This window comes from Amycolatopsis sp. NPDC043885, assembly GCF_056435685.1.
In genome coordinates this window covers 256,086-277,749 of record NZ_JBWKEA010000007.1, presented here as the reverse complement: position 1 = coordinate 277,749, position 21,664 = coordinate 256,086, and the positions used below count along the sequence as shown (strand labels likewise).

The following is a 21,664-nucleotide window of genomic DNA, read 5'->3' as shown; positions in this document are numbered from 1 at the left end:
CGAGTCGATCTTCTGTATCGATTTTGATTCGGGCTTTCCCCCGAGGTACTGTGGCCACTGTCACGACCCAGCGACGTCAGCGTTGCCGTCCCGCGGACCACCACGACCAGTGATCCGGAGCCGGACAATGAGCACCGCCCCGAACGTCCACCCCATCATCGCCGAAGTCACCGAACGCATCGCCGCCCGCAGCGCCGAAACCCGCGCCGCGTACCTCGAGCGCGTCGCCGCCTCCCACGAAGAAGGACCGATGCGGCGCGGTCTCGACTGCAGCAACCTCGCCCACGGCTTCGCCGCGATGGAAGGTGTCGACAAAGCGGCACTGCGCGCCGTGCGAGCGCCGGGCGTCGCGATCGTCTCGTCCTACAACGACATGCTTTCGGCGCACCAGCCAATGCAGGAGTACCCCGCGATGCTCAAGGGCTCGGTCCGCCAGGCGGGCGGGGTGGCGCAGTTCGCCGGTGGCGTGCCCGCGATGTGCGACGGCGTCACCCAGGGGCGCCCGGGGATGGAGCTGTCGCTGTTCAGCCGCGAGGTGATCGCGATGTCGACCGCGATCGCGCTGTCCCACGACATGTTCGACGCGGCGCTGCTGCTCGGCGTCTGCGACAAGATCGTGCCCGGCCTGCTGATCGGGGCGCTGTCGTTCGGGCATCTCCCGGCGATCCTGGTGCCCGCCGGGCCGATGAACTCCGGCCTGCCGAACAAGGAGAAGGCGCGCGTGCGCCAGCTCTACGCCGAGGGCAAGGCGACGCGCGAAGACCTGCTGGACGCCGAAGCGGCTTCGTACCACTCTGCGGGCACGTGCACCTTCTACGGCACCGCCAACTCGAACCAGATGGTCGTCGAGGTGATGGGCCTGCACCTTCCGGGCGCCAGCTTCGTGCAGCCGAACTCGACGCTACGCAAGGCGCTCACCGAAGAGGCCGGGCGGCGCGTCGTAAAGCTTTCGCGAGGCGAGGAGTACACGCCGGTCTCGCGCGTGATCGACGAGAAGGCCGTCGTCAACGGTGTCATCGCGCTGCTCGCCACGGGTGGCTCGACCAACCACACGATGCACCTCGTCGCGATCGCAGCCGCCGCGGGCATCCAGCTGACCTGGGACGACTTCTCCGACCTGTCTGCGGTGATCCCCCTGCTGGCCCGCGTGTACCCGAACGGCAGCGCCGACATCAACCACTTCCACGCCGCCGGCGGCATCCAGTTCCTGGTCGGCACCCTGCTCAGCGCGGGCCTGCTGCACGAGGACGTCCAGACCGTCGCCGGACCTGGCCTGCACCGCTACCGGCAAGAGCCGATCCTCTCCGAGGGCGAACTGGTCTGGCGTGACGTCCCGACGCGCAGCCTCGACGAGGACGTCCTGCGTCCCGTGTGGCGGCCGTTCGCCTCCGACGGCGGGCTTCGCATGGTCGCGGGCAACCTCGGCCGCGCGGTGATCAAGGTGTCGGCGGTGGCGCAGGAGCACCGGATCGTCCAGGCCCCGGCGCGGGTGTTCACCGACCAGAAGTCCTTCAAGACCGCTTTCGAGGCCGGCGAGCTGGACCGCGACGTCGTCGTGGTCATCCGGCAGCAGGGCCCGCAGGCCAACGGGATGCCGGAACTGCACGGGCTCACCCCGGCGCTGGGAGTGCTGATGGACCGCGGGCACCAGGTGGCGTTGCTCACCGACGGCCGGATGTCGGGTGCGTCCGGGAAGATCCCGGCGGCGATCCAGGTGACCCCGGAAGCCGCCGCGGGAGGCCCGATCGCGCGGATCGCCGACGGCGACGTCATCCGTCTCGACGCCAAGGCGGGGACGCTCGACGTCCTCGTGGGTGACGAAGAACTCGCCCGCCGTGAACTGGTGGACTACCCGCCTTCGGAGGCATCCTGGACCGGCACCGGCCGGGAGCTGTTCGCGGCGCTGCGCCGCGCGGTCGGCCCCGCCGATCAGGGCGCGAGCGTCTTCGGACCGCTCACGCCGGAACACTTCGGCGCCCCGGCGCACACGTTGACCCCTGTGGAGGTAACCCAGTGACCACCGGCGCAGACCTGCTCGGCCTGTCCCCTGTGATGCCCGTCGTCGTGCTCGACGACGCCGCCGACGCCGTGCCCGCCGCGCGGGCCCTGCTCGCGGGCGGGATCGGCGTGATCGAGCTGACCCTGCGCACCCCGGCGGCACTCGCCTCCATCGAGCGGATCGCCGCCGAGGTCCCGGAGATCGTCATCGGCGCCGGGACGGTCACCGCGCCCGAGCACGCGAAGCAGGCGGCCGCCGCCGGCGCGAAGTTCCTGGTGACCCCGGGCTGCACGGACGCCGTGCTGGACGCCGCGTTCGAGACCGGGCTCCCGTTCCTGCCGGGCGCGAGCACGGTGTCCGAAGCGATGCGGCTGGCCGAACGCGGGCTGACCGCGTTGAAGTTCTTCCCCGCCGAGGCCAGCGGCGGCGTGGCGTACCTGAAGTCGATCGGCGGGCCGCTGCCCGGGCTGAAGTTCTGCCCGACCGGTGGGATCACCGTGAAGACCGCGCCGGACTATCTCGCACTGTCCAATGTGGGCTGCATCGGTGGTTCGTGGCTGACGCCGAAGGACGCCTTGGCGGCCAAGGACTTCGGGAAGATCGAAGCTTTCGCGGCGGAGGCTTCGAAGCTCTGATCCGTGTTGTGAGGGCCACTCGCGCGCCGGGTGGCCCTCACTGTTTTCAGAGCGGGAGCTGGTACTGGATGAAGCCCCGGTTCACCGCGACCTGGTCGTACAGGCGGCGCGCGGTGGCGTTGGATTCCTTGGTGTGCCAGTAAACCCTGTCGCAATCGCGGTCGCGCGCCCAGTCCGCGACGGCCTCGATCAACGCCCGCGCGGCCCCCTTGCCCCGGGCTTGCGGCGCCGTGAACAGATCTTGCAGGTAACAAACGTCGGTGAGCGCGGAAGTACTGGGGTGCACCAGGAAATGCGTGATCCCGACGAGCTCGCCGCCCAGGTGGGCACCGAGCGCGTGCATCCGCTCCCCGGTCCGGAATTCTCGCCAGGCCCGGTCGTAGACCTCTTGGGGCGCGACACGTTCGTAGAAGGCGATGTACGCGCGGAACAGGTGTTCCCAGGCTTCGCGGTCTTCGGATTTCAACGGCTCGATGGTGATCATGTGGTCCTCCCAGTGATCACCCGAGCCTAGGGTTTCGCCGCAGTCTCGCGTGTGGCCACTCACGCGGTAAAACGAGCTGCCACTCGCGCTGTGGAGTGGCCTGGCGAGAGGACGTTGCACTGTGGCTTTCGCAACAACCTCCCGCGAGCTCGCTGCCGGGCATCGCCTGCGGTCGCTCAGCTGACGGCTTGCTTCACCAGCGTGGCGATGCGCTGTTCCACCTCGGGGGTGACGCCGGTCAGCGCGAAGGCCGTCGCCCACATCGCGCCGTCGTCCAGCTGAGCGGCCTCGTTGAAACCGAGCGTCGCGTACCGCGTCTTGAACTTGGCCGCCGCCTGGAAGAAACAGACGATCTTGCCGTCCAGCGCGTAGGCGGGCTGGCCATACCAGAGTTTCGGCGCGAGCATCGGGGCGTTCGCCTTCACGACGGTGTGGACCAGCTCGGCCAGCGCCCGGTCCTCATCGGACATCTCGGCGATCTTCGCGACCACGTCCTGCTCCGCCGCCGCCGCTTTGTCGGCGGCCGAACCGCGGCGCGCCGCCTTCTTCATGTCCCGGGCGTGTTCCTTCATCGCGGCCTTCTCTTCGGCCGTGAATCCTTCGTACGTGGTGGTCATTGCGGCTTCTCCTTGGTAAGCGGCGAGCGGGGGCATCCGGTAGTGGCACATCAGGACTGGGCGGCGAGAGCCGAGGTCTCCCAGACGAACCCATCGAGATCGGTGAACGGGGCGGTACCGCAGATCGCGATGCGGTGCGAGCCGGTGCCCTCCGGGGACACGCCGGCGTCCTTGGCCAGGGCCTTGCGCTTGTACAGCGCCAGCTTCACGGGGCTCGAGCCGGATTCGAACTCGACGTACACGCGGCCGAAGCTCTTCCCCACGGTGAGGCCGTGCTCGACGTAGAACTTCTTGCTCGCGGCCACGTCGGCGACGCCCAGCAGCAACACGATGGCGTCGAATTCGCGGGCCGCCGGTCCGGTGTTCTTCTTCGCCGAGGTGGCGATCTTCCAGATCGCGCCGTCCGGGGCCCGCACGGTTCCGCCGTAACCCCACATCGACTTCGCGGCGGGCTTGATCACGATCGCCCCGGCGGCGACGGCGGCGTCGATGAGCGCGTCGGCGTTGGCGGGCTGGGAAACCGTGAGGGAGAGGGTGTAGCCGCGGAAGCCGGTGGACGGCTCCTGCGAAGCCCGCAGACGCAGCTCGGGGCCGAGCCCGAAGGCGGTGGTGTAGAAGCGTTCGGCGGCCTCGGTGTCGGCCACTTCGAGGGTGATGGCGTCGATGAAGTTCATGCCGGTAACGCTATTTCGCGGCGGGCTTCCGGTGCTTCTTGATTCCTGATCGGTCGTATCTGCGCTGTTCAGAGCCTTGGTTCGGGGAGCCGTCTCGGGCGTCCGGGTCCGTGAAGGCCTCCTTACCTACCCTCAAGGTAGTGAAGGAGGCCCTCACTACCTCCGTGGCCGGACCAGTGCCCCTTCATGTACTTCGCCTGAACGCACAACACCGGCCGGCGGGCAATCGGGCCCGCACGGCCGGTGAGCGGCTCAGATGACGGAGGTCAGTCGAGGGTGGCGTCGTCCAGCAGCGCCGACTCGGCGCCGAACTCGCGGAGTTCGTCGCGGATCACGGTGTAGGCCAGCCCCTGGGGATAGCCCTTGCGGGCGAGGAAGCCCAGCAGGCGGCGGATCGCCGTCTGCTCGTCGACGTTGCCCAAGGAGCGCATGCGCTTCCGTACCAGCTCTCGGGCGCGCTGCTCCTCTGCCTCTCGGTCCACCTCTTCGGCGGCCTGGACGGCGATATCCCCATCGATTCCTTTGCGTTTGAGTTCGGCTACGAGGGCGTTCCGTGCCAGGCCCATGTTGGCATGACGGGAACGTACCCACATCTCGGCGAACTCGGCGTCGTTGATGAGCCCTGCCTTGTCCAGCTTACCGAGCAGGGTCTCCGTCGTCTCCTCGTCGAAGCCCTTGCGCTTGAGGGCCTGACGCAGTTCCTCCGTGGAACGCGGGCGCGCGGCCAGGAGATCGAAGCAGATCTCCTTGGCCTTCTTCCTCCGCTCGTCCGGCGGCAGCTCCGCCGGATCCACTTTGGGCGCACGCATTCAGCCATCACTCCAGTCGAAACGATCGATCGGCGACTTCACCCCAGGCGGGGCTGAACGAACTCAGAAGTCGACCGGCGCGGGGGCGGCTTCGGCGTCGACAGCGGCACCGATGCCGAGCTTCTCCTTGATGCGCTTCTCGATCTCGTTGGCGATGTCCGGGTTGTCCAGCAGGAACTTCCGGGCGTTCTCCTTGCCCTGGCCCAGCTGGTCGCCCTCGTAGGTGTACCAGGCGCCGGACTTGCGCAGGATGCCCTGGTCGACGCCCATGTCGATCAACGAACCCTCGCGGGAGACGCCCTTGCCGTAAAGGATGTCGAACTCGGCCTGCTTGAAGGGCGGCGCGACCTTGTTCTTGACGACCTTGACGCGGGTGCGGTTGCCGACGGGCTCGCCGCCGTCCTTCAGCGTCTCGATACGGCGGACGTCCAGGCGGACCGACGCGTAGAACTTCAGCGCCTTACCACCGGTCGTGGTCTCCGGGGAGCCGAACATGACGCCGATCTTCTCGCGCAACTGGTTGATGAAGATCGCGGTGGTGCCGGAGTTGTTCATCGCACCGGTCATCTTCCGCAGCGCCTGGCTCATCAGCCGGGCCTGCAGGCCGACGTGGTTGTCGCCCATCTCGCCCTCGATCTCGGCGCGCGGCACGAGCGCGGCGACCGAGTCGATGACCAGGATGTCGAGCGCGCCGGAGCGGATCAGCATGTCCGCGATCTCGAGCGCCTGCTCACCGGTGTCCGGCTGGGAGACCAGCAGCGCGTCGGTGTCGACGCCGAGCTTCTTGGCGTACTCCGGGTCCAGCGCGTGCTCCGCGTCGATGAACGCGGCGATGCCGCCGTTCTTCTGCGCGTTGGCGACCGCGTGCAGCGCGACGGTGGTCTTACCGGAGGACTCCGGACCGTAGATCTCGATGACCCGGCCGCGGGGAAGGCCACCGATCCCGAGCGCGACGTCGAGTGCGATGGCGCCGGTGGGGATGACCTCGATCGGCGCGCGGCCCTCTTCGCCGAGGCGCATGACCGAGCCCTTGCCGTACTGCTTGTCGATCTGGGCGAGGGCCAGTTCGAGCGCCTTGTCCTTGTCGGGTGCTGCTGGTGCCATGGAGTCCACCTCGTTGGTTGAGCCGGGTAGGGCTTGTTCAGTTCTGAGCTGTCGGGTCCGACGCTACGGGCGACCACCGACAATTCCAGGCCTCGCGCCCAAGCTGTGGATCGCTGACCCCGTTGTGGACAACACCCTAGACGAACGTGTGTTCGAGGCCGCGACCGACACGCCGTCGCGCTGGGGTTCTTGTCCTTTCGCCGAGGTCAGCGCCGCTCAGGCGGGATCTCGAAGGCTTCGCAGACCGCCCGCCAGACGTCCTTGGCAGAGGTTCCCGCGTCGAGGGCCTGTTCGACGGTCCGGCCCGCGAGTTCGCCGAAGACGTGATCCCTGGCGAGGGTTTCCGCACGTCCGGGACCGAATTCGTCGGCCATCAGCCGCCGGAAGACCGTGATACGCATCAGGTGAAGTCTAGCCCCGCCTCGGGCGGAAACGCGTTAAGGCCCCCTTCCCTCAGCTGAGCCCAAGGGGAAGGGGGCCTTCACGCGCGAACAGCGGCTATTCGCCCGGCTGGACGCTCTTTTCGAAGTAGTCGGCGAGCTCGCCCGGCGTCGGGTTCTGGCCTTCGGCCGGGACCTGGTAGATGAAGCCGACCAGCGGCCGGTCGGTCACGGTGAACACCAGCACGGCGGCGTTCCGCCCGGCGGCCGAGGAGTACTGGCCTTCCAGGGCGTTGCCCGCCCACTTGGCCTCGGTGCGGTCCCCACCGGCCGATTTGAGCAGCCCGTCGGTGTAGGCCTTGAGCTTGTCCGCGGAGTCGCTCTGCAGGTAGGTCACCTGGGTCCCGGCACGGCCGGGGGCGGAGCAGGTCGACGTCACGCCGAGATCCTCCGCCGGTTTCGCCGGCCCGTTGCCCATCCCGGGTTTGCAGTCGCCGGTGTCGGCGATCTTCCCGGCGAGCTGGCGCAGGCAGCCGGTGAGGCCCTTGTCGTCGGCCGCGCCGGGCACCTTGCATTCGTCTGCCGTGTACGTCGTCACCGACGAGGACGTCAGGAAGTACGTGAGCCCGGCGGCGAGCAGCACGACGACGGCCACGATGGCGCCGATGACGAGCGGCTTCTTCTTGCGCGCGGGCGCCTTGTCACCGGAGGTCTGGCCGGCCAGCGAGTACGTCGGGAAATTCGTCGGCGCGGGCTGCTGCACCTGCTGCGGACCGCTGTTCGGGTAACCCGACTGGGGGAAACCGCCGGACTGGCCGGGGCCGCCGCCCGTATACCCCGGGATCGACGCGACCTGCTGCGGCGGCGGCGCGTACGGGCCCGAAGCACCGGGCCCGACCTGATGCTGGCCGGTTCCCGCGGCGACCTGCCCTTCGACGCCCTGCGTGCGCGAGCTGATGCCGTCGGAAGCGACGTGCTGGGCGCCGAGCGCGACCGCGGTCTCGGGCTGGTCCAGGCTGCCGGGGACGACGCCGAGCTTCTCCGCGATCAGGCTGCCGACCAGCGGGAGACGGCTCGAACCGCCGACGAGGTAGATACCGGCGAGCCGGTCCGGGGTCATCCCGGCCGAGCGGACCACCCGGGACATCAGCTCGACACTGCGCAGCATCGACGGCCGCACCAGCGCTTCGAGTTCCCCTCGCGTGACGAGGACGTCCTCGAACGGCTCCGGCATCGGGACCTCGGTCTGCGGGTGCCGCGAAAGGGCTTCCTTCGCCGCCTTCACGTCCTCCTGCAGCGCGCGCCGCGTACGACGGTCCGGAGTGGACTCGGGCCGCAGGACCCGCTGCCAGCGCTGGGGATCCTTGTGCGAGACCTCGCGGCCGACGTGCACCAGCAGCGCCTGGTCGACGTCGAGGCCACCGAGGTCGGGAAGGCCGTCTTCGGCGACGACGGTGAAGCCGCCGTTCGGGGTCGCGCCGACGATCGCGACGTCGAAGGTGCCGGCGCCGAGGTCGTACACGGCGAGCGCCTGACCGGGAGCGAGCGTCTTGCCGGGGAACGACGCGAAGTGCGCGGCCGCGGCGACCGGCTCGGGGACGAGCACCAGGTTGCCGCCCATCCCGGCGAGCCGGGCGGCGGACAGCAGCACGTTGCGGCGGGTCGGGCCCCACTGCGCGGGGTGGGTGAGCCGGACCTCGTCGGGCAGGTCCCCGCCGAGCTGGCGGGTGGTCTCGTCGAGGACGCGGCGCAGGATCGCGGCCAGCACCTCGCTGACCGGGATGACGTCGGTGCCCAGCAGGAGCGTCTGCTCGTCGATGCGGCGTTTGGGGTTGGGCTCGAAGCGGGTCGGGTCGAGGCGGGCGCGGCGCTCGGCGTCCCGGCCGACCATGATCGTGCCGTCCTCGGTGGCGAACACCGCGGACGGCATGTTGGCCGAACCGTCGACTTCGACCACGCGCGGGGGCCTCCCGTGCGCCGAAAGGACGGCCACGGTGTTGGACGTCCCGAGGTCCACCGACAGGATCCGCACAGCTCATACCCCTTCACAGACGAACGGCGACCGCCCCAGTACCGATCCGGCCGCGCTGGCGGTGATGCTCCCACGAGCGAGGTCACCGCACGTGCGGAACCCGCCGAACTCGTCCCCGACCGGGTGCCTCGTCACAGCCCTCGGAGCGAAACTGTCGGTGGTCCGGCGCAGTATGGAGGGCGTGGCACACGTACTCGACCTCTTCTCCCCCGCGACCAGGGACTGGTTCACCGGGGCCTTCGCCGCGCCCACCCGCGCGCAGGAGGGCGCGTGGCGTGCCGCGCACGCGGGGGAACACGCGCTGGTCGTGGCCCCCACGGGATCGGGCAAGACGTTGTCGGCCTTCCTCTGGGCGCTGGACAGGCTGTCGGTCGAGCCTCCGCCGTCCGAGCCGAGGAAACGCTGCCGCGTCCTCTACGTCTCTCCGCTGAAGGCCCTGGCGGTCGACGTCCAGCGCAACCTGCGGGCACCGCTGGCGGGTATCTCGCAGGCGTCGCGGCGGCTCGGGCTGCCGGTCCCGGACATCGGCGTCGGCATGCGGACGGGCGACACCACCGCCGCCGAGCGGCGCTCGTTCGGCAAGACCCCGCCGGACGTGCTGGTCACCACGCCGGAGTCGCTGTTCCTCATCCTCACCTCCTCCGCCCGCGATTCGCTGCGCGGCGTGGAGACGGTGATCATCGACGAGGTGCACGCGGTCGCGGGCGGCAAACGCGGCGCGCATCTGGCCCTGTCCCTGGAACGGCTCGACGCCCTCTTGGAGAAACCCGCCCAGCGGATCGGGCTGTCGGCGACGGTCCGGCCGATCGACGAGGTCGCCTCGTTCCTGGCGGGCGGCAGGCCGGTCACCGTCGTCCAGCCGAAGCTCGCGAAGACGATCGAGGTCCGCGTCGAAGTTCCGGTCGAGGACATGGCCGATCTCGACGGTCCTCAGGGGCCGAAGCAGAACGAAGACCTCGACGCCGGCCTCGCGCGTCTGCCCGGATCGCTGGAGGACATCGACGGTGCGCCGCGGCGGCCGTCGATCTGGCCCGCGGTGGAGGAACGCGTCCTCGAACTGATCCAGGCGCACCGGTCGACCATCGTGTTCGCCAATTCGCGGCGGCTCACCGAGCGGATGACCGCCCGGCTCAACGAACTCGTGGCGGAACAGAGCGAGCTGGAGCCGGATCAGCGGTATCCGGCCGAGGCGATCGGCCAGTCCGGGCTCACCACCGGCGCGGCACCGGTGATCGCGCGGGCGCACCACGGCTCGATGTCGCGTGAGCAGCGCACCCATGTGGAAGAGGAGCTCAAGTCCGGGCGGCTGGCGTGCGTCGTGGCGACGTCCTCCTTGGAACTGGGCATCGACATGGGCGCGGTCGATCTCGTCGTGCAGATCGAGGCGCCGCCGACGGTCGCTTCGGGACTGCAGCGGGTCGGCCGGGCCGGGCACCAGGTCGGCGCGGTGTCGAGCGGGGTGATGTTCCCGAAGTTCCGCGGCGACCTCGTCTCCTGCGCGGTGGTGGCGGAACGGATGGCGTCCGGGGCGATCGAGGCGGTGCGGTATCCGCGGAATCCGCTGGACGTGCTCGCGCAGCAGATTGTGGCGATGGTGGCGCTCGAATCGTGGACGGTCGACGAGCTGGCCGCCCTGGCCCGCCGCGCGGCGCCGTTCGCGTCCCTGCCGGACGACGCGTTGCTGGCCGTGCTCGACATGCTCGCCGGCCGGTACCCCAGTGAGGAGTTCGGCGAACTGCGCGCCCGGATCACCTGGGACCGGGTCACCGGCGAACTGCACGGCCGTCCGGGGTCGCAGCGGCTGGCGGTGACCTCGGGCGGCACGATCCCCGACCGCGGCCTGTTCACCGTGATGACGCCGGGTTCCGACGGCAAGCCCGGGTCGCGCGTGGGCGAGCTCGACGAGGAGATGGTCTACGAGTCCCGCGTCGGGGACACGATCCTGCTCGGCACCTCCTCCTGGCGGGTCACCGACATCACCCACGACCGCGTGATCGTGGTCCCCGCGCCGGGCGAGCCCGCCCGGATGCCGTTCTGGAAGGGCGACGCCCCCGGCCGCCCGCTGGAACTGGGGCGGGCGCTGGGCGCGTTCGTCCGCGAACTGTCCACTTCGGAGCCATCGGCGGCCAGGGAACGCGCGGCCGTCGCCGGGCTGGACGAGTACGCCTGCGACAACCTGCTGGCGTACCTGGAAGAGCAGAAGTCGGCCACGCGGCATGTGCCGAACGACAAAACCGTGCTGCTGGAACGGTTTCGCGACGAGCTGGGTGACTGGCGGGTCATCCTGCACTCGCCGTTCGGCGCGCAGGTCAACGCGCCGTGGGCGCTCGCGATCGCGGCCCGGCTGCGGGAGAACCGCGGGGTCGACGCCCAGGTCGCGCATTCCGACGACGGCATCGTGCTGCGGCTGCCCGAGGCGCTGGACATGGACGGCGCCGAGGTCACCATCGGCGTCGAGGACGTGCTGCTCGATCCGGAAGAAGTCGAGCAGCTGATCGTCGCCGAGGTCGGTGGTTCCGCGCTGTTCGCCGCGCGGTTCCGGGAATGCGCGGCACGGTCGCTGCTGCTCCCCCGCCGGGATCCGCGCCGCCGCACCCCGCTGTGGCAGCAGCGGCAGCGCGCGTCCCAGCTGCTTTCGGTCGCGGCCAAGTACGAGCGGTTCCCCGTGGTACTGGAGGCGATGCGGGAAGTCCTGCAGGACGTGTACGACGTCGGCGGGCTGCGCGAGCTGATGACCGACGTCCGGTCCCGCAAGGTCAAGCTGGTCGAGGTCGAGACACCGTCGGCGTCCCCGTTCGCGCGCAGCCTGCTCTTCGGCTACGTCGGGATGTTCCTGTACGAGACCGACGCCCCGCTCGCGGAACGGCGCGCGGCGGCGCTGGCACTGGATTCGACGCTGCTGGCCGAACTGCTCGGCACCGAGGCGATCCGCGAACTGCTGGACGCCGAGGTCGTCGCCGAAGTCGAGCGCTCGTTGCAACGCCTCGATCCGGACAGGCACGCCCGCAACGCCGAAGACGCCGCGGATCTGTTGCGGTTCCTCGGCGATCTCTCGATCGAGGAGGCCGCCGCGCGCGGCATCCAGCGGGAATGGCTGGAGGAATTGGAGGCCGCGCGGCGGGTGATCCGGGTCCGTATCGGCGGCGGAGAACGCTTCATCGCCATCGAGGACGCCGGCCGCGTACGCGACGCGCTGGGCACCGCGCTTCCGGTCGGGGTGCCGGAGGCGTTCACCGAGCCGGTCGAGGATCCCGTCGGTGACCTGCTGTCGCGCTATTCGCGCAGCCGCGGCCCGTTCAGCGCCCGGCAGGCGGCCGAGCGGTTCGGCCTCGGGACTGCCGTGGTCACCGGCGTACTGGACAGGCTGACCGCGCAGGGCAGGCTGGTCCGCGGCGAGCTGAGCCCCGTCGGGCATCCGGAGACCCACGGCGTCGGGATGGAGTTCTGCGACGCGTCGGTGCTGCGCAGGCTCCGGCGGGCGTCGCTGGCCCGGCTGCGGGCCGAGGTGGAGCCGGTCGAACCGGCCGCACTGGGGCGGTTCCTGCCCTCGTGGCACGGCATCGGCGCACGAGTGCGGTCCGCGCCGACGGCGGACGACGTGCTGTCCGTGGTCGAGCAGCTGGCCGGTGCCCCGCTCCCGGCGAGCGCCGTCGAGTCGCTGATCCTGCCGAGCAGGCTGCCCGGCTACACCCCGTCGCTGCTGGACGAACTCACCACGGCGGGCGAGGTCACCTGGTGCGGCTGCGGATCCCTGTCCGGCGGGGACGGCTGGCTGGCGCTCGCCCCCACGGACGTCGCCGATCTGCTGTTGCCGGATCTCGACGACGATCTGCCCTCCGGCCCGCTCCACGAGGCCATTCTGTCCACATTGGAGGGTGGAGCGCAGTTCTTCCGTCAGCTCGTGGACCGGGTGTCGCCGATGGTCGAAACCCCGCCCGGCGACGGCGAAGTCGTGGCGGCGCTGTGGGATCTCGTGTGGGCCGGTCTGGTCACCGGGGACACGCTGGGCCCGCTGCGGGCGCAGGTCTCCGGTTCCGGCGCGGCGCACAAGCCACGGCGACAGGCTCCTCGCGGCCGGTACGCGCGGCTTCGGGCCGGGCGTCCGGCGATGCCTTCGCGCACCGGGCCGCCGACGGTGGCCGGCCGCTGGGCACTGGCCCCGGGACGCGAAGCCGATCCGACCAGGCGCGCGCTGGCGCGGACGGAGGCCTTCCTGGAACGGCACGGCGTCCTCACCCGCGGCGCCCTCGATACCGAGCGTGTGACGGGCGGTTTTTCAGGAATCTACAAGGTTTTACGCGGCATGGAGGATTCGGGGCAGGTCGTCCGGGGGTACGTGGTCGAAGGACTCGGCGCGGCGCAGTTCGCGGCGAAGGGCGCCGTCGACAGGCTGCGCGCGCAGTCGGGGAACCAGCGCACCACCACCGAAGGCGCCGTCGTCCTCGCCGCCGCCGACCCGGCCCAGCCCTACGGTGCCGCGTTGCCATGGCCTGCCGCGACAGGAGACACGAAGCACCGTCCGGCAAGGAAAGCGGGCGCGCTGGCCGTACTCGTGGACGGTGTCCCGGCGATGTACGTCGAACGCGGCGGCCGGTCGCTGCTGAGTTTCACCGAGGATCAGGACAGGTTGCGCTCGGCCGCGCGGGCGCTGTCCACGGCGGTGCGGGAAGGCTGGCTGGGGCAGCTCGCGGTGCAGAAGGCCGACGGCGAGGTGGCGCTCACTTCGGCGCTTTCGGCCGTCCTTCAGGAGGCGGGTTTCCGGGCGACTCCCAAAGGGTTGCGCCTGCGGGCCTAGAATCACCGCTCAGACCTGCGGAGAAGGACGTTCGACCATGGTGATGCGCGACCTGCGCTATTTCGGGGATCCCGTGCTCAAGACCGTATGCGACCCGGTCACGACATTCGACAAGAAGATCGAGTCGCTGGTGACCGATTTGATGGACGGGGTGAAACCGGCCGGGCGCGCGGGTCTCGCGGCGCCGCAGATCGGGGTCGGGCTGCGGGTGTTCAGCTACGACGTCGGCGGACTGAGCGGGTACGTGATCAACCCCGAGATCGTCGAGCTGTCCGAAGAAACACACGAGATCGGCGAGGGCTGCCTGTCCGTGCCGGAGCTGTGGTTCCCGGTCGTCCGCGCGAAGCACGCCGTGGTGCGCGGTGTCGACCTGCGTAACGAGCCGGTCGAGGTCGAAGGCGTCGACGTGCTCGCCCAGTGCCTGCAGCACGAGACCGATCACCTCGACGGCAAGCTCTACCTGGAACGGCTCACCCCGGAACGCAAGAAGCGCGCGTTGGGCGAGGCCCGCGGCAAAGACTGGTTCTGGAACCGCTGACCCACTCCCGCATTTCGTCCTCTGAATGCGGTGGTTGGTAACCCGAACTACCGCGTTCAGAGGACTAAACGCGCGGGTCGGGGAGCCGGAAGCGCAGGGTGCCGGGGTCGCCGGGGGCGCGTTCGGGCCGGAGCCCCACACGGGTGGCGGTGCGGTGGAGGGAGTCGTCGCCGGGCAGGCAGACGGCGGTGAGTTCGCGCTCCCCCTTGGCCACGGCCAGAGTGGCGAGCCGGGCGAGCAAAGCCGTGCCGATGCCTTGGCGCTGCCAGGAATCCTCGACCAGGAGCGAGACTTCGGCCGCGCCGACCTCGGCAGCCGGGATCAGCTGGCCGAGACCGATCACGTCACGGCCGCAGACCGCGAGCAGGCTGATCCCGCGCGGCGGCATCAGGAGCCGGTGCAGCCAGCGACGCGGCACGGCGCGCATTCCGGTGTGATAGCGGTGGAAGAGCGTCGTCATCGAGCATCTCTGGTGCAGCGCGGACACCGCTTCCGCGTCACCGGGGACGCCCTTGCGCAGGACGATCGCGGCGCCGTCGGCCCGGTCGAGCACGATCGGACCGGTCACGTTGTCGCGGACGGCGGTGGTCAGGCCGACCAGCGCGACGGCGCGGCTCAGTTCCAGTTCGACGAACGGTGACCACCGGCGGCGCGCGACGAACGCGGCGCCGTCCCCTGCCGGGAACACCGCGCGGTGCCCGCCTTCCGTGCGGGCCGGGTTCGCCTCGATCGACGGGACCTTGGTGACGACGTCGGCCGCGAGGACGCCGCGGAGCACTTCCGCGAGGCCACCGGGCTCCTCGACGGCCCTTTTGGCCGCGGTGAGCGTCGCGGTGGCAGGGTCGACCAGTTCGGCCAGATCCGCGTCGATGACGGCGGAGCATTCGCATCCTTCGTCGCGGATCGCGTCGATGAGCAGTTGACGCGGCAGACCGGTGGCCGGCCGCAGGACGATCTCGTCGAGCACGCCGCCGGGGACCGGGAGCACCGACAGTCCGAGGATATTGCATTCGAGGTCGGCGAGCCGGATCGCGATCCTGGCCAGGGTGCCGGGCCGGTCGTCCACGCGGATCCGGACACGCCATGCCGACGCGGCCGCGGTCTCTTCGCCGGGATGGACCAGGGTGGGCCGGGCTCGATAGGTCTCCATGACTCCACGGTCCCGGCCGGTTGTTGCCTACCCACGGCGCGAGTGTTTCGCTCAGGTCAGCGTTCGACGCCACCGCGCAACCCCGGCGAAACACTCAGCGGGGAGAAAGCACGCTGAACTCGTTGCCCTCCGGATCCACCATCGCATCGCCACGCTGCCCTGACGCGCCCAGCTCCCGCAGGCGCCGGACTTCGGCCGCCCGGCTCTTGCCTCGCCGTGGCGCGATCTCGAAGCGCAGCCTGTTCCTGTGCCGTTTCTCCTCCCGCGTGGCGAGGAACTCGATCCACGGGCCGCGGCCGTCCGGTGGCCGCAGGCCGACGATCGCCTCTTCCCGGACGCCGGCCTCCCAGCCCAGGGCGGCCGCCCAGAACCGCGCCAGCCGCTCCGGGTCGAGGGCGTCGGTGACGACCGAAGCGATCGCGCCGGCGCCCTCGTACTGCTCGCGCGGCTCGAGGACGCAGAACTCGTTGCCCTCGGGGTCCGCGAGCACCACCCACGGCACCCGTTTCTCCTCCGGCGGGCCCTGGCCGATGTCGATATGCCGTGCGCCGAGGGACAGCGCGCGGTCCACCAGCTCGGCCTGGTGCTCGGGCGAACGGCTCGCCAGATCCAGGTGCAGGCGGTTCTTGCCCCGTTTGGGGCCCGCCTCGGAGCGGAACGCCGGTTGGAACGGGGCGTCCCAGCTGAACAGCCCTTCCCAGAAACCCGCCAGATCTCTGGGAAGGGCCGAGTCGAAGACCAGGTTCACCAGCTGTGCTGCCACACCGGTGAACCTAGACGGCACCACCGACACTTCTGTGCGTCTCAGGTGAACCGGAGTTCGGTCGCTTCTCGGGCACATCTTCAGCTCCGCCGACTGGCGTGACCGGTTTGGCTTCCCCACCGACCGGTCATCGGGTCGCGAGCCGCAGAAGGGCCCAGAGTTGTCCCGCCATGTCCTGGTCTCCGCTGACCGTCACCGCCGTCGGACCCGCCCGGCCCCAGAGCCAGCGGTAGATCTTGTCCGGCTTCCCGGTGATCAGGTCGTCCGCGCGCTGGGCCTCCTCGGCCGAGCACCGCCAGGCGACCGTTTCCGTGGGCCCCGCCCTGGCGATCCAGGTGTGGCCCGCGGTGCGCACGCCGACCGAGCCGGTCTTGGTGCCGGACAGTCCGAGCAACGGCAGCCGCTGGCCGAACCAGAGCACCAGCGCCTCGTCGATCCCGTCGAGTGCCACGTCTTCGGGGATCTCCGACACTTCCCGGCCTGCCGCGCTCTCCGCGTCGATCCGGTGGATCGTCGTCTCGTGCGCCATCCGCCGCCGCCAGAACCCGTAGCTGCGGTCCGCCGGCCACCAGGTCGGCGCCAGTTCGTCCGGGTCGTGGGCGGACAGTTCGGCGACGAGTTCGTCCCTGCCCTCGCGGAAGTACTCCTCCAGGTGCTGTCCCGGCCCCGGTTTGCGCTGCCAGTGCTCGGGACGCCGTCCGTCGGTGATCCAGCGGCGGGTGACCCGGTACACGCTGCCCACGTGCCTGAGGACCTCGCCGAGCGTCCAGCCAGGGCAGGTCGGGACCGGCGCGTCGGCGGACGCGGTGTGCGCCACCTGGGCCATCAACTCGGTTTCGGCGCCGATCACTTCCAGGAACCTGCCCTGGTCGATCATGGCCTGCCCGGCCATCGGGCACCCCCTCTCCGCGGTGACTCTGTCTCTAGGTGAACCCGCGTGTGAATCGGCACAGCGGGTTCACGCTCCGGCCGACAGGCTGCTCAGGCCACATGCGCCGAGTCACCCATCGGCAGCCCGTGCACCACCCGTCGCACCAATTCCAGGAACACCGTGGCGGCCCGGGTCAGCTCGTCCGCCAGCTCGACGGTGACCTTTCCGGTGATGCCCGCCTGCGCGGCGGCCCGCGTCGCCGAATTGGCCGCGAAGAACGCCGCCCATTCCTTCAGCTCGGGCGCGACGGAGTCGAGCAGTACCCAGCCACTCGCCGGCCGGGCACGGCCCCGGTGCGGACGGCCGCGGGCCTCCAGTACCGCCGCCGCGCCCCGCAGCGCGGCGAGATACGCCCCGATGAACCGCTCCGCGGGATCGCTCTCCCGCTCTGCTTCGGCGAGCCCCCGCCTCGCCTGTGCGTACAAGGAGACCGCCGCGGGTGGTGCCGGCGGGCGCAACGACATCGGCAGGGCGGGCTGCGCGGTGCCCCCCGGCCTCTCGGCTTCGTCGGGGGACACGACCGAAACGGACATGACGACCCTCCTCCTGTACGTGAGCGCCTGCCTGTGCCCGGCGCCGAGGCGCTTCCCCCGCCCCCGCGCCGGGCACCTACCGGTGCGCGCTCACCGAATGTCGAACGTCTGTTCGAACAACTCCAATGTAACCCCGAAGTGCCCCATTCCTCAACCCCGTACCGGGGTGATCGCCGCATGTGGTGCGGGACACGGCATCGGCCACGTGATCTCATAGGCGTATGAGCACCATCGACCGGTCCGGTCATCCCTCGGTGGCCAAGGTCGCGGCCGCGCTCGCCGAGGCGGGCCAGCACGCCGCCGCCGACGGGATCCGCATCCTCCCCGCCGAAGTCCGTACGGCCACGCAGGCCGCCGAAGCGCTCGGTGTCGAGGTCGGCGCGATCGCGAACAGTCTCGTCTTCCGAAGCCGCACCGGCGACACCGAAACGGCCCTGCTCGTCCTGACGTCGGGCGCGCACCGCGCCGACACCGGGCTGCTGGCCTCGCTGACCGGAGCCGACGAGATCGGCAAGGCGGACGCGGAGTTCGTCCGCGCGCACACCGGGCAGCCGATCGGCGGCGTCGCCCCGGTCGGTCACCCGAAGGCGTTGACCACCCTCGTCGACACCGCGTTACGTGCCCACGAAGTCGTCTGGGCCGCCGCCGGGCATCCGAAGTCGGTGTACCCCACGACGTTCGACGGCCTCGTCGCGCTGACCGGGGGCACTCCCGCGGACGTCGCGGGCGACGGGCAGGATGGGCGCCCGTGACCGCGATGTCCTCGGAATGCACCCGTTACGTCCAGCTGTCCGCGGACGAGTTCCGCGCCCGGCTCCCCGAGGCGCTGACCATCTACGTCAACGCCATGCGCTACCCCGAAGGCACGGCGGAGCAACGCGCGCCGATGTGGCTCACGCACGCGCTGCGCGAAGGCTGGCGCTGCATGGCCGCGCTCGACGCGGACGGCGTCCTGCTCGGGCTCGCCTACGGCTACAAGGGCCGCGGCGGCCAGTGGTGGCACGAGCAGGTCCGCCACGGCCTGACCCGGCGTGAGGGCCAGGCCGCCGCCGAGCACTGGATGTCCGACTACTTCGAGCTCACCGAGATCCACGTCAGCCCCGAAAGCCAGGGGAAGCGGATCGGCGAGGACCTCCTGCGACGGCTGCTCGACGGCGTGCCCAGCGCCCACGTCCTCCTTTCCACGCCGGAAGGCACCAGCCGGGCCTGGAACCTGTACCGGCGGGTCGGCTTCGTCGACGTGCTGCGGGACTACCACTTCGCCGGGGATCCGCGGCCGTTCGCGATCCTCGGCCGGACGCTGCCGCTCTAGGGTTTCGAGTAGGCGACCGTGAGCGCGGCGATGAGCACCACCGCGCCGCACCAGCCCACGGCGCCGAGCCGTTCCCCGAGCACGGCCATGGACAGCAGCGCGGCGGTCAACGGTTCGAGCAGGGCGGACAACGCGGCCAGTACGGGATGCGCGCTTTCGAGACCGCGGAAGTACGCGGCGTACGCCAGCGCCGTCGGCACGACGCCGAAGTAGACGACGAGCGCGAGCACGTCGGCCTGAACCGGCACCGCCATCCCGAACCACAGCGCGGCCGGGGCAAGCGCGGCGCCGCCGATCAGGCAGCCGAAAGCCGTGGTGGGCAAGGGATCGAGGCCTTCGACGCGGGTCGCGGTCACCAGCGTCAGCACGGCGAACCCAGCCGCTGCGAGCAGGGCGAACAGCACTCCGGCGACGTCGACCTCTTGTCCGGGCGTCCACTGCAGCAGCGCGAGCCCGACGAGGGACCCGGCCACGGACACCGCCGTCCACGCTCCGGGCAGGCGGCGGGTCTTGACGGCCGTCGCGACGGCGAGCAGGACGGGCGCGCTGCCGATGGTGGTCATCGTCGCGACGCTCACGGAACTCAGCGAGACCGCGGCGAAGTAGCTGGTCTGGAAGAGGGCGAACAGGCCGCCGACGGCGAGCAGACGGCGGCGGACCTCAGGAGTGCGGGGGAAACCGCGGAGGCTCCCGGTGAGACAGAGATAGCCGGTGGCGATCACGCCGCCGATGAGCAGCCGGTACGCGGCGACACTCAGTGGATGGAGGCCCGCCCGGGAGGCGAGCAGGGATCCGGCGAGACCGCCGGTCCCCCAGAGGACTCCGGCGAGGACGAGCGCGGCCGACGATCGGGCGCGCGTGGGTACGGCAACGGACATGGGGAAACGCTCCTGCGTCTGTGTCTGTCGGAAAGGACGTCGACGACGCGGGGTGCTTCAGTGCAGCACGGATCGGCCGGGCGGCTGGAACGCCGCGCGGCCGGAGACACCCCGCTCAGGAAGCGGGGGGTGGGGTGACGAGAAAGATCCGGTGCACGGACGGAACCTACCAAGGCCTTGGCACCGGACGCACGTGAATTCCGGCATGCGGAGGCGTCCTCCGGATGCAATGAACGGTCCTTTCCTTGCGAAATTCGCAAGGAAAGGACCGTTCCTAGCACGTCCAAAGGGGAGCGGCGGGCTCAGTCCTGCGCGGCCAGCATCTCCCGCAGGGTGTCCAGCCCCATCCCGCCGAGCGCCAGCGCCCGCGTGTGGAACTGCTTGATGTCGAACGCGTCGCCCTGCCGCGCGCGGGCCTCGTCGCGGGCGGTGAGCCAGAGCCGTTCGCCGAGCTTGTACGACGGCGCCTGCCCCGGCCAGCCCAGGTAGCGATCGATCTCGTCGTGCACGTGGGCCGGGTCGGTGACGGTCCGGGTGAGCATGAACTCCAGGCCCAGTTCGGGCGTCCACCGCTCGCCCTCGTGGAAGCCGGTACCCGCCGGGATCTCCAGCTCCAGGTGCATGCCGATGTCGACGATCACCCGCGCGGCACGGAACAGCTGCTCGGACAGCATGCCGAACAGTTCGCCGTCGTCGGAGAGGAACCCGAGGTCCTCCATCAGCCGCTCGGAGTACAGCGCCCAGCCCTCGGCGTGCCCGGAGGTGAACGCCAGCAGCCGCTGGTACTTGTTGAGCGACTCCGACTGGTCGACCGCGGTCGCGATCTGCAGGTGATGACCCGGCGCGCCCTCGTGGTAGACGGTGCTGACCTCGCGCCAGGTGGTGAACTCGTCCCGGCCCTGCGGCAGCGACCACCACATGCGGCCGGGGCGGGAGAAGTCCTCGCTCGGGCCGGTGTAGTACGCGCCGACGGTGCCACCGGGCGGGGCGATCTTGCACTCCAGCGCCATCACCCGGTCGGAGATGTCGAAGTGCTTGCCGCGCAACGACTTCAGCGCGTTGTCGGACAGGTTCTGCATCCAGGCCTGGAATTCCGCCCGGCCGCGCACGACGTACTTGGGGTCGGCGTCGAGGACGGCGGCCGCCTCGGCGAGGGTGGTGCCGGGTTTGACCCGGCCGGCGACCTCGCGCATCTCCGTCTCGATACGGGTGAACTCGGCCCAGCCCCAGGCGTAGGCCTCGTCCAGGTCGAAGGTGGCTCCGGTGAACAACCGGGACCACAGCCGGTAGACCTCGGCGCCGACGGCGTCCTTGACCGGCGCCAGCGGGGCGAGTTCGGCGCGGAGGAAACCGGCGAACTCCGCGTACGCCTCCTGCGCGGCGTGAGCGGCCTGACCGAGTTCGGTGCGGAGCTTCTCGTCGACGTCCTTCGCGCCCGAGACGAGAGTTTCGAAGAAACCGGCCTCGTCCTTCAGGCCGGCCCAGGTTTCGGCCTGTTCGGCGACCTTGCCGACCTGCCGCAACGCCGACACCCGGCCGGCGTCCGCGGCCGCGAGCAGCGAGGCGCGGAGACCGTCGAGCGCTTCGGGCACCCTCGCCATCCGGGCGGCGATCGTCGCCCAGTCCTCCGCGGTGTCGGTGGGCATGAAGTCGAAGACCATGCGCAGTTCCTGCACGGGGCTTTCGATCACGTTCAGCGCCGCGATGTCGAGACCCGCCTCGTGGATCTCCAGGTGCAACCCGATCCGCTCGGTGAACACCGCCTTGGCCGCGCGCTCGCCGTCGTCGGCGGGTTCGGCCGCTTCGATGTCGGCCAGCGCACGGGCGGCGATGGCGGCCCGCGCCGCGTGCCCGGCGGGCGAGTAGTCGGTCAGCTGGTCGTCGTATCCGGAGATGCCGAACGTCGTCGCGGCGACCGGGTCGGCCGCGGCGTAGTCGTCGACGTACCGGTCACAGATCTGGTGCACACTTCGCGCGGTTGAAGCCATGACCGGCACGCTACCGGGATGGCGGGCGACTTCGGTACGGAG

19 protein-coding genes are annotated in these 21,664 nt (G+C 70.4%); 6 read left to right on the top strand and 13 right to left on the bottom strand.

What is annotated here, in order from left to right:
• Positions 1–127 precede the first annotated feature (127 nt).
• Positions 128–2,017 carry a phosphogluconate dehydratase gene (gene edd, locus AC069I_RS22670; RefSeq protein ID WP_478266339.1) on the top strand — a complete coding sequence of 630 codons (1,890 nt, stop codon included), beginning with the start codon at positions 128–130 and terminating at the stop codon, positions 2,015–2,017.
• Complete coding sequence (gene eda / locus AC069I_RS22665) at positions 2,014–2,634, top strand: bifunctional 4-hydroxy-2-oxoglutarate aldolase/2-dehydro-3-deoxy-phosphogluconate aldolase (RefSeq protein WP_478228740.1); 621 nt, start codon at positions 2,014–2,016, stop codon at positions 2,632–2,634. The genes edd and eda overlap by 4 nt, the downstream gene beginning before the upstream one ends.
• Before the next feature lie 46 nt (positions 2,635–2,680).
• Here eda and AC069I_RS22660 read toward each other — a convergent pair whose 3' ends face one another.
• The 7 genes from AC069I_RS22660 to AC069I_RS22630 form a co-directional block, all read right to left on the bottom strand.
• The gene (locus tag AC069I_RS22660; RefSeq protein ID WP_478228741.1) at positions 2,681–3,118 is read right to left on the bottom strand and encodes an N-acetyltransferase family protein; all 438 of its coding nucleotides are present in this window, start codon (positions 3,116–3,118) and stop codon (positions 2,681–2,683) included.
• Between the two features lie 176 nt (positions 3,119–3,294).
• Positions 3,295–3,735 carry an iron chaperone gene (locus AC069I_RS22655; RefSeq protein WP_478266338.1) on the bottom strand — a complete coding sequence of 147 codons (441 nt, stop codon included), beginning with the start codon at positions 3,733–3,735 and terminating at the stop codon, positions 3,295–3,297.
• A gap of 50 nt (positions 3,736–3,785) precedes the next feature.
• The gene (locus AC069I_RS22650; protein ID WP_478228743.1) at positions 3,786–4,409 is read right to left on the bottom strand and encodes a VOC family protein; all 624 of its coding nucleotides are present in this window, start codon (positions 4,407–4,409) and stop codon (positions 3,786–3,788) included.
• Between the two features lie 266 nt (positions 4,410–4,675).
• The gene (locus tag AC069I_RS22645; protein ID WP_340688761.1) at positions 4,676–5,203 is read right to left on the bottom strand and encodes a regulatory protein RecX; all 528 of its coding nucleotides are present in this window, start codon (positions 5,201–5,203) and stop codon (positions 4,676–4,678) included.
• A gap of 78 nt (positions 5,204–5,281) precedes the next feature.
• Complete coding sequence (gene recA, locus AC069I_RS22640; RefSeq protein WP_005164741.1) at positions 5,282–6,322, bottom strand: recombinase RecA; 1,041 nt, start codon at positions 6,320–6,322, stop codon at positions 5,282–5,284.
• Positions 6,323–6,528: 206 nt separating this feature from the next.
• Entirely contained in the window at positions 6,529–6,723 is a 195-nt protein-coding gene (locus AC069I_RS22635) for a DUF3046 domain-containing protein (RefSeq protein ID WP_478228744.1), read from the bottom strand.
• A gap of 97 nt (positions 6,724–6,820) precedes the next feature.
• Complete coding sequence (locus tag AC069I_RS22630; protein ID WP_340683902.1) at positions 6,821–8,734, bottom strand: Hsp70 family protein; 1,914 nt, start codon at positions 8,732–8,734, stop codon at positions 6,821–6,823.
• 172 nt (positions 8,735–8,906) lie between these two features.
• Here AC069I_RS22630 and AC069I_RS22625 point away from each other — a divergent pair, with 172 nt between their 5' ends.
• On the top strand, positions 8,907–13,529 hold the full coding sequence (locus AC069I_RS22625) for an ATP-dependent helicase (protein WP_478266373.1): 4,623 nt from the start codon (positions 8,907–8,909) through the stop codon (positions 13,527–13,529).
• A 37-nt stretch (positions 13,530–13,566) separates the two neighbouring features.
• Positions 13,567–14,067, top strand: coding sequence for a peptide deformylase (gene def, locus AC069I_RS22620; protein ID WP_037343240.1), 501 nt, complete (start codon positions 13,567–13,569; stop codon positions 14,065–14,067).
• Between the two features lie 64 nt (positions 14,068–14,131).
• Here def and AC069I_RS22615 read toward each other — a convergent pair whose 3' ends face one another.
• From AC069I_RS22615 to AC069I_RS22600, 4 genes are all read right to left on the bottom strand, one after another.
• Complete coding sequence (locus tag AC069I_RS22615) at positions 14,132–15,217, bottom strand: GNAT family N-acetyltransferase (protein ID WP_478266337.1); 1,086 nt, start codon at positions 15,215–15,217, stop codon at positions 14,132–14,134.
• 94 nt (positions 15,218–15,311) lie between these two features.
• Positions 15,312–15,980 carry a VOC family protein gene (locus AC069I_RS22610; protein ID WP_478228746.1) on the bottom strand — a complete coding sequence of 223 codons (669 nt, stop codon included), beginning with the start codon at positions 15,978–15,980 and terminating at the stop codon, positions 15,312–15,314.
• 127 nt (positions 15,981–16,107) lie between these two features.
• Positions 16,108–16,872 carry a maleylpyruvate isomerase family mycothiol-dependent enzyme gene (locus AC069I_RS22605; RefSeq protein ID WP_340683905.1) on the bottom strand — a complete coding sequence of 255 codons (765 nt, stop codon included), beginning with the start codon at positions 16,870–16,872 and terminating at the stop codon, positions 16,108–16,110.
• An 89-nt stretch (positions 16,873–16,961) separates the two neighbouring features.
• The gene (locus tag AC069I_RS22600) at positions 16,962–17,444 is read right to left on the bottom strand and encodes an SAV_6107 family HEPN domain-containing protein (RefSeq protein WP_340683906.1); all 483 of its coding nucleotides are present in this window, start codon (positions 17,442–17,444) and stop codon (positions 16,962–16,964) included.
• Positions 17,445–17,665: 221 nt separating this feature from the next.
• On the opposite strand from AC069I_RS22600, the gene AC069I_RS22595 reads away from it, so the two are divergent.
• Entirely contained in the window at positions 17,666–18,196 is a 531-nt protein-coding gene (locus AC069I_RS22595; protein WP_478228747.1) for a YbaK/EbsC family protein, read from the top strand.
• Positions 18,193–18,756, top strand: a complete 564-nt coding sequence (locus AC069I_RS22590) for a GNAT family N-acetyltransferase (RefSeq protein ID WP_016332697.1) — start codon at positions 18,193–18,195, stop codon at positions 18,754–18,756. Before AC069I_RS22595 ends, AC069I_RS22590 begins: the two co-directional genes overlap by 4 nt.
• Here AC069I_RS22590 and AC069I_RS22585 read toward each other — a convergent pair.
• Together AC069I_RS22585 and AC069I_RS22580 are read right to left on the bottom strand one after the other, a co-directional pair.
• Positions 18,753–19,634 carry a DMT family transporter gene (locus AC069I_RS22585; RefSeq protein WP_478228748.1) on the bottom strand — a complete coding sequence of 294 codons (882 nt, stop codon included), beginning with the start codon at positions 19,632–19,634 and terminating at the stop codon, positions 18,753–18,755. The two genes, AC069I_RS22590 and AC069I_RS22585, sit on opposite strands and share 4 nt — an antisense overlap.
• Before the next feature lie 302 nt (positions 19,635–19,936).
• On the bottom strand, positions 19,937–21,622 hold the full coding sequence (locus AC069I_RS22580) for a DUF885 domain-containing protein (protein ID WP_478266336.1): 1,686 nt from the start codon (positions 21,620–21,622) through the stop codon (positions 19,937–19,939).
• Between the last annotated feature and the right edge of the window lie 42 nt (positions 21,623–21,664).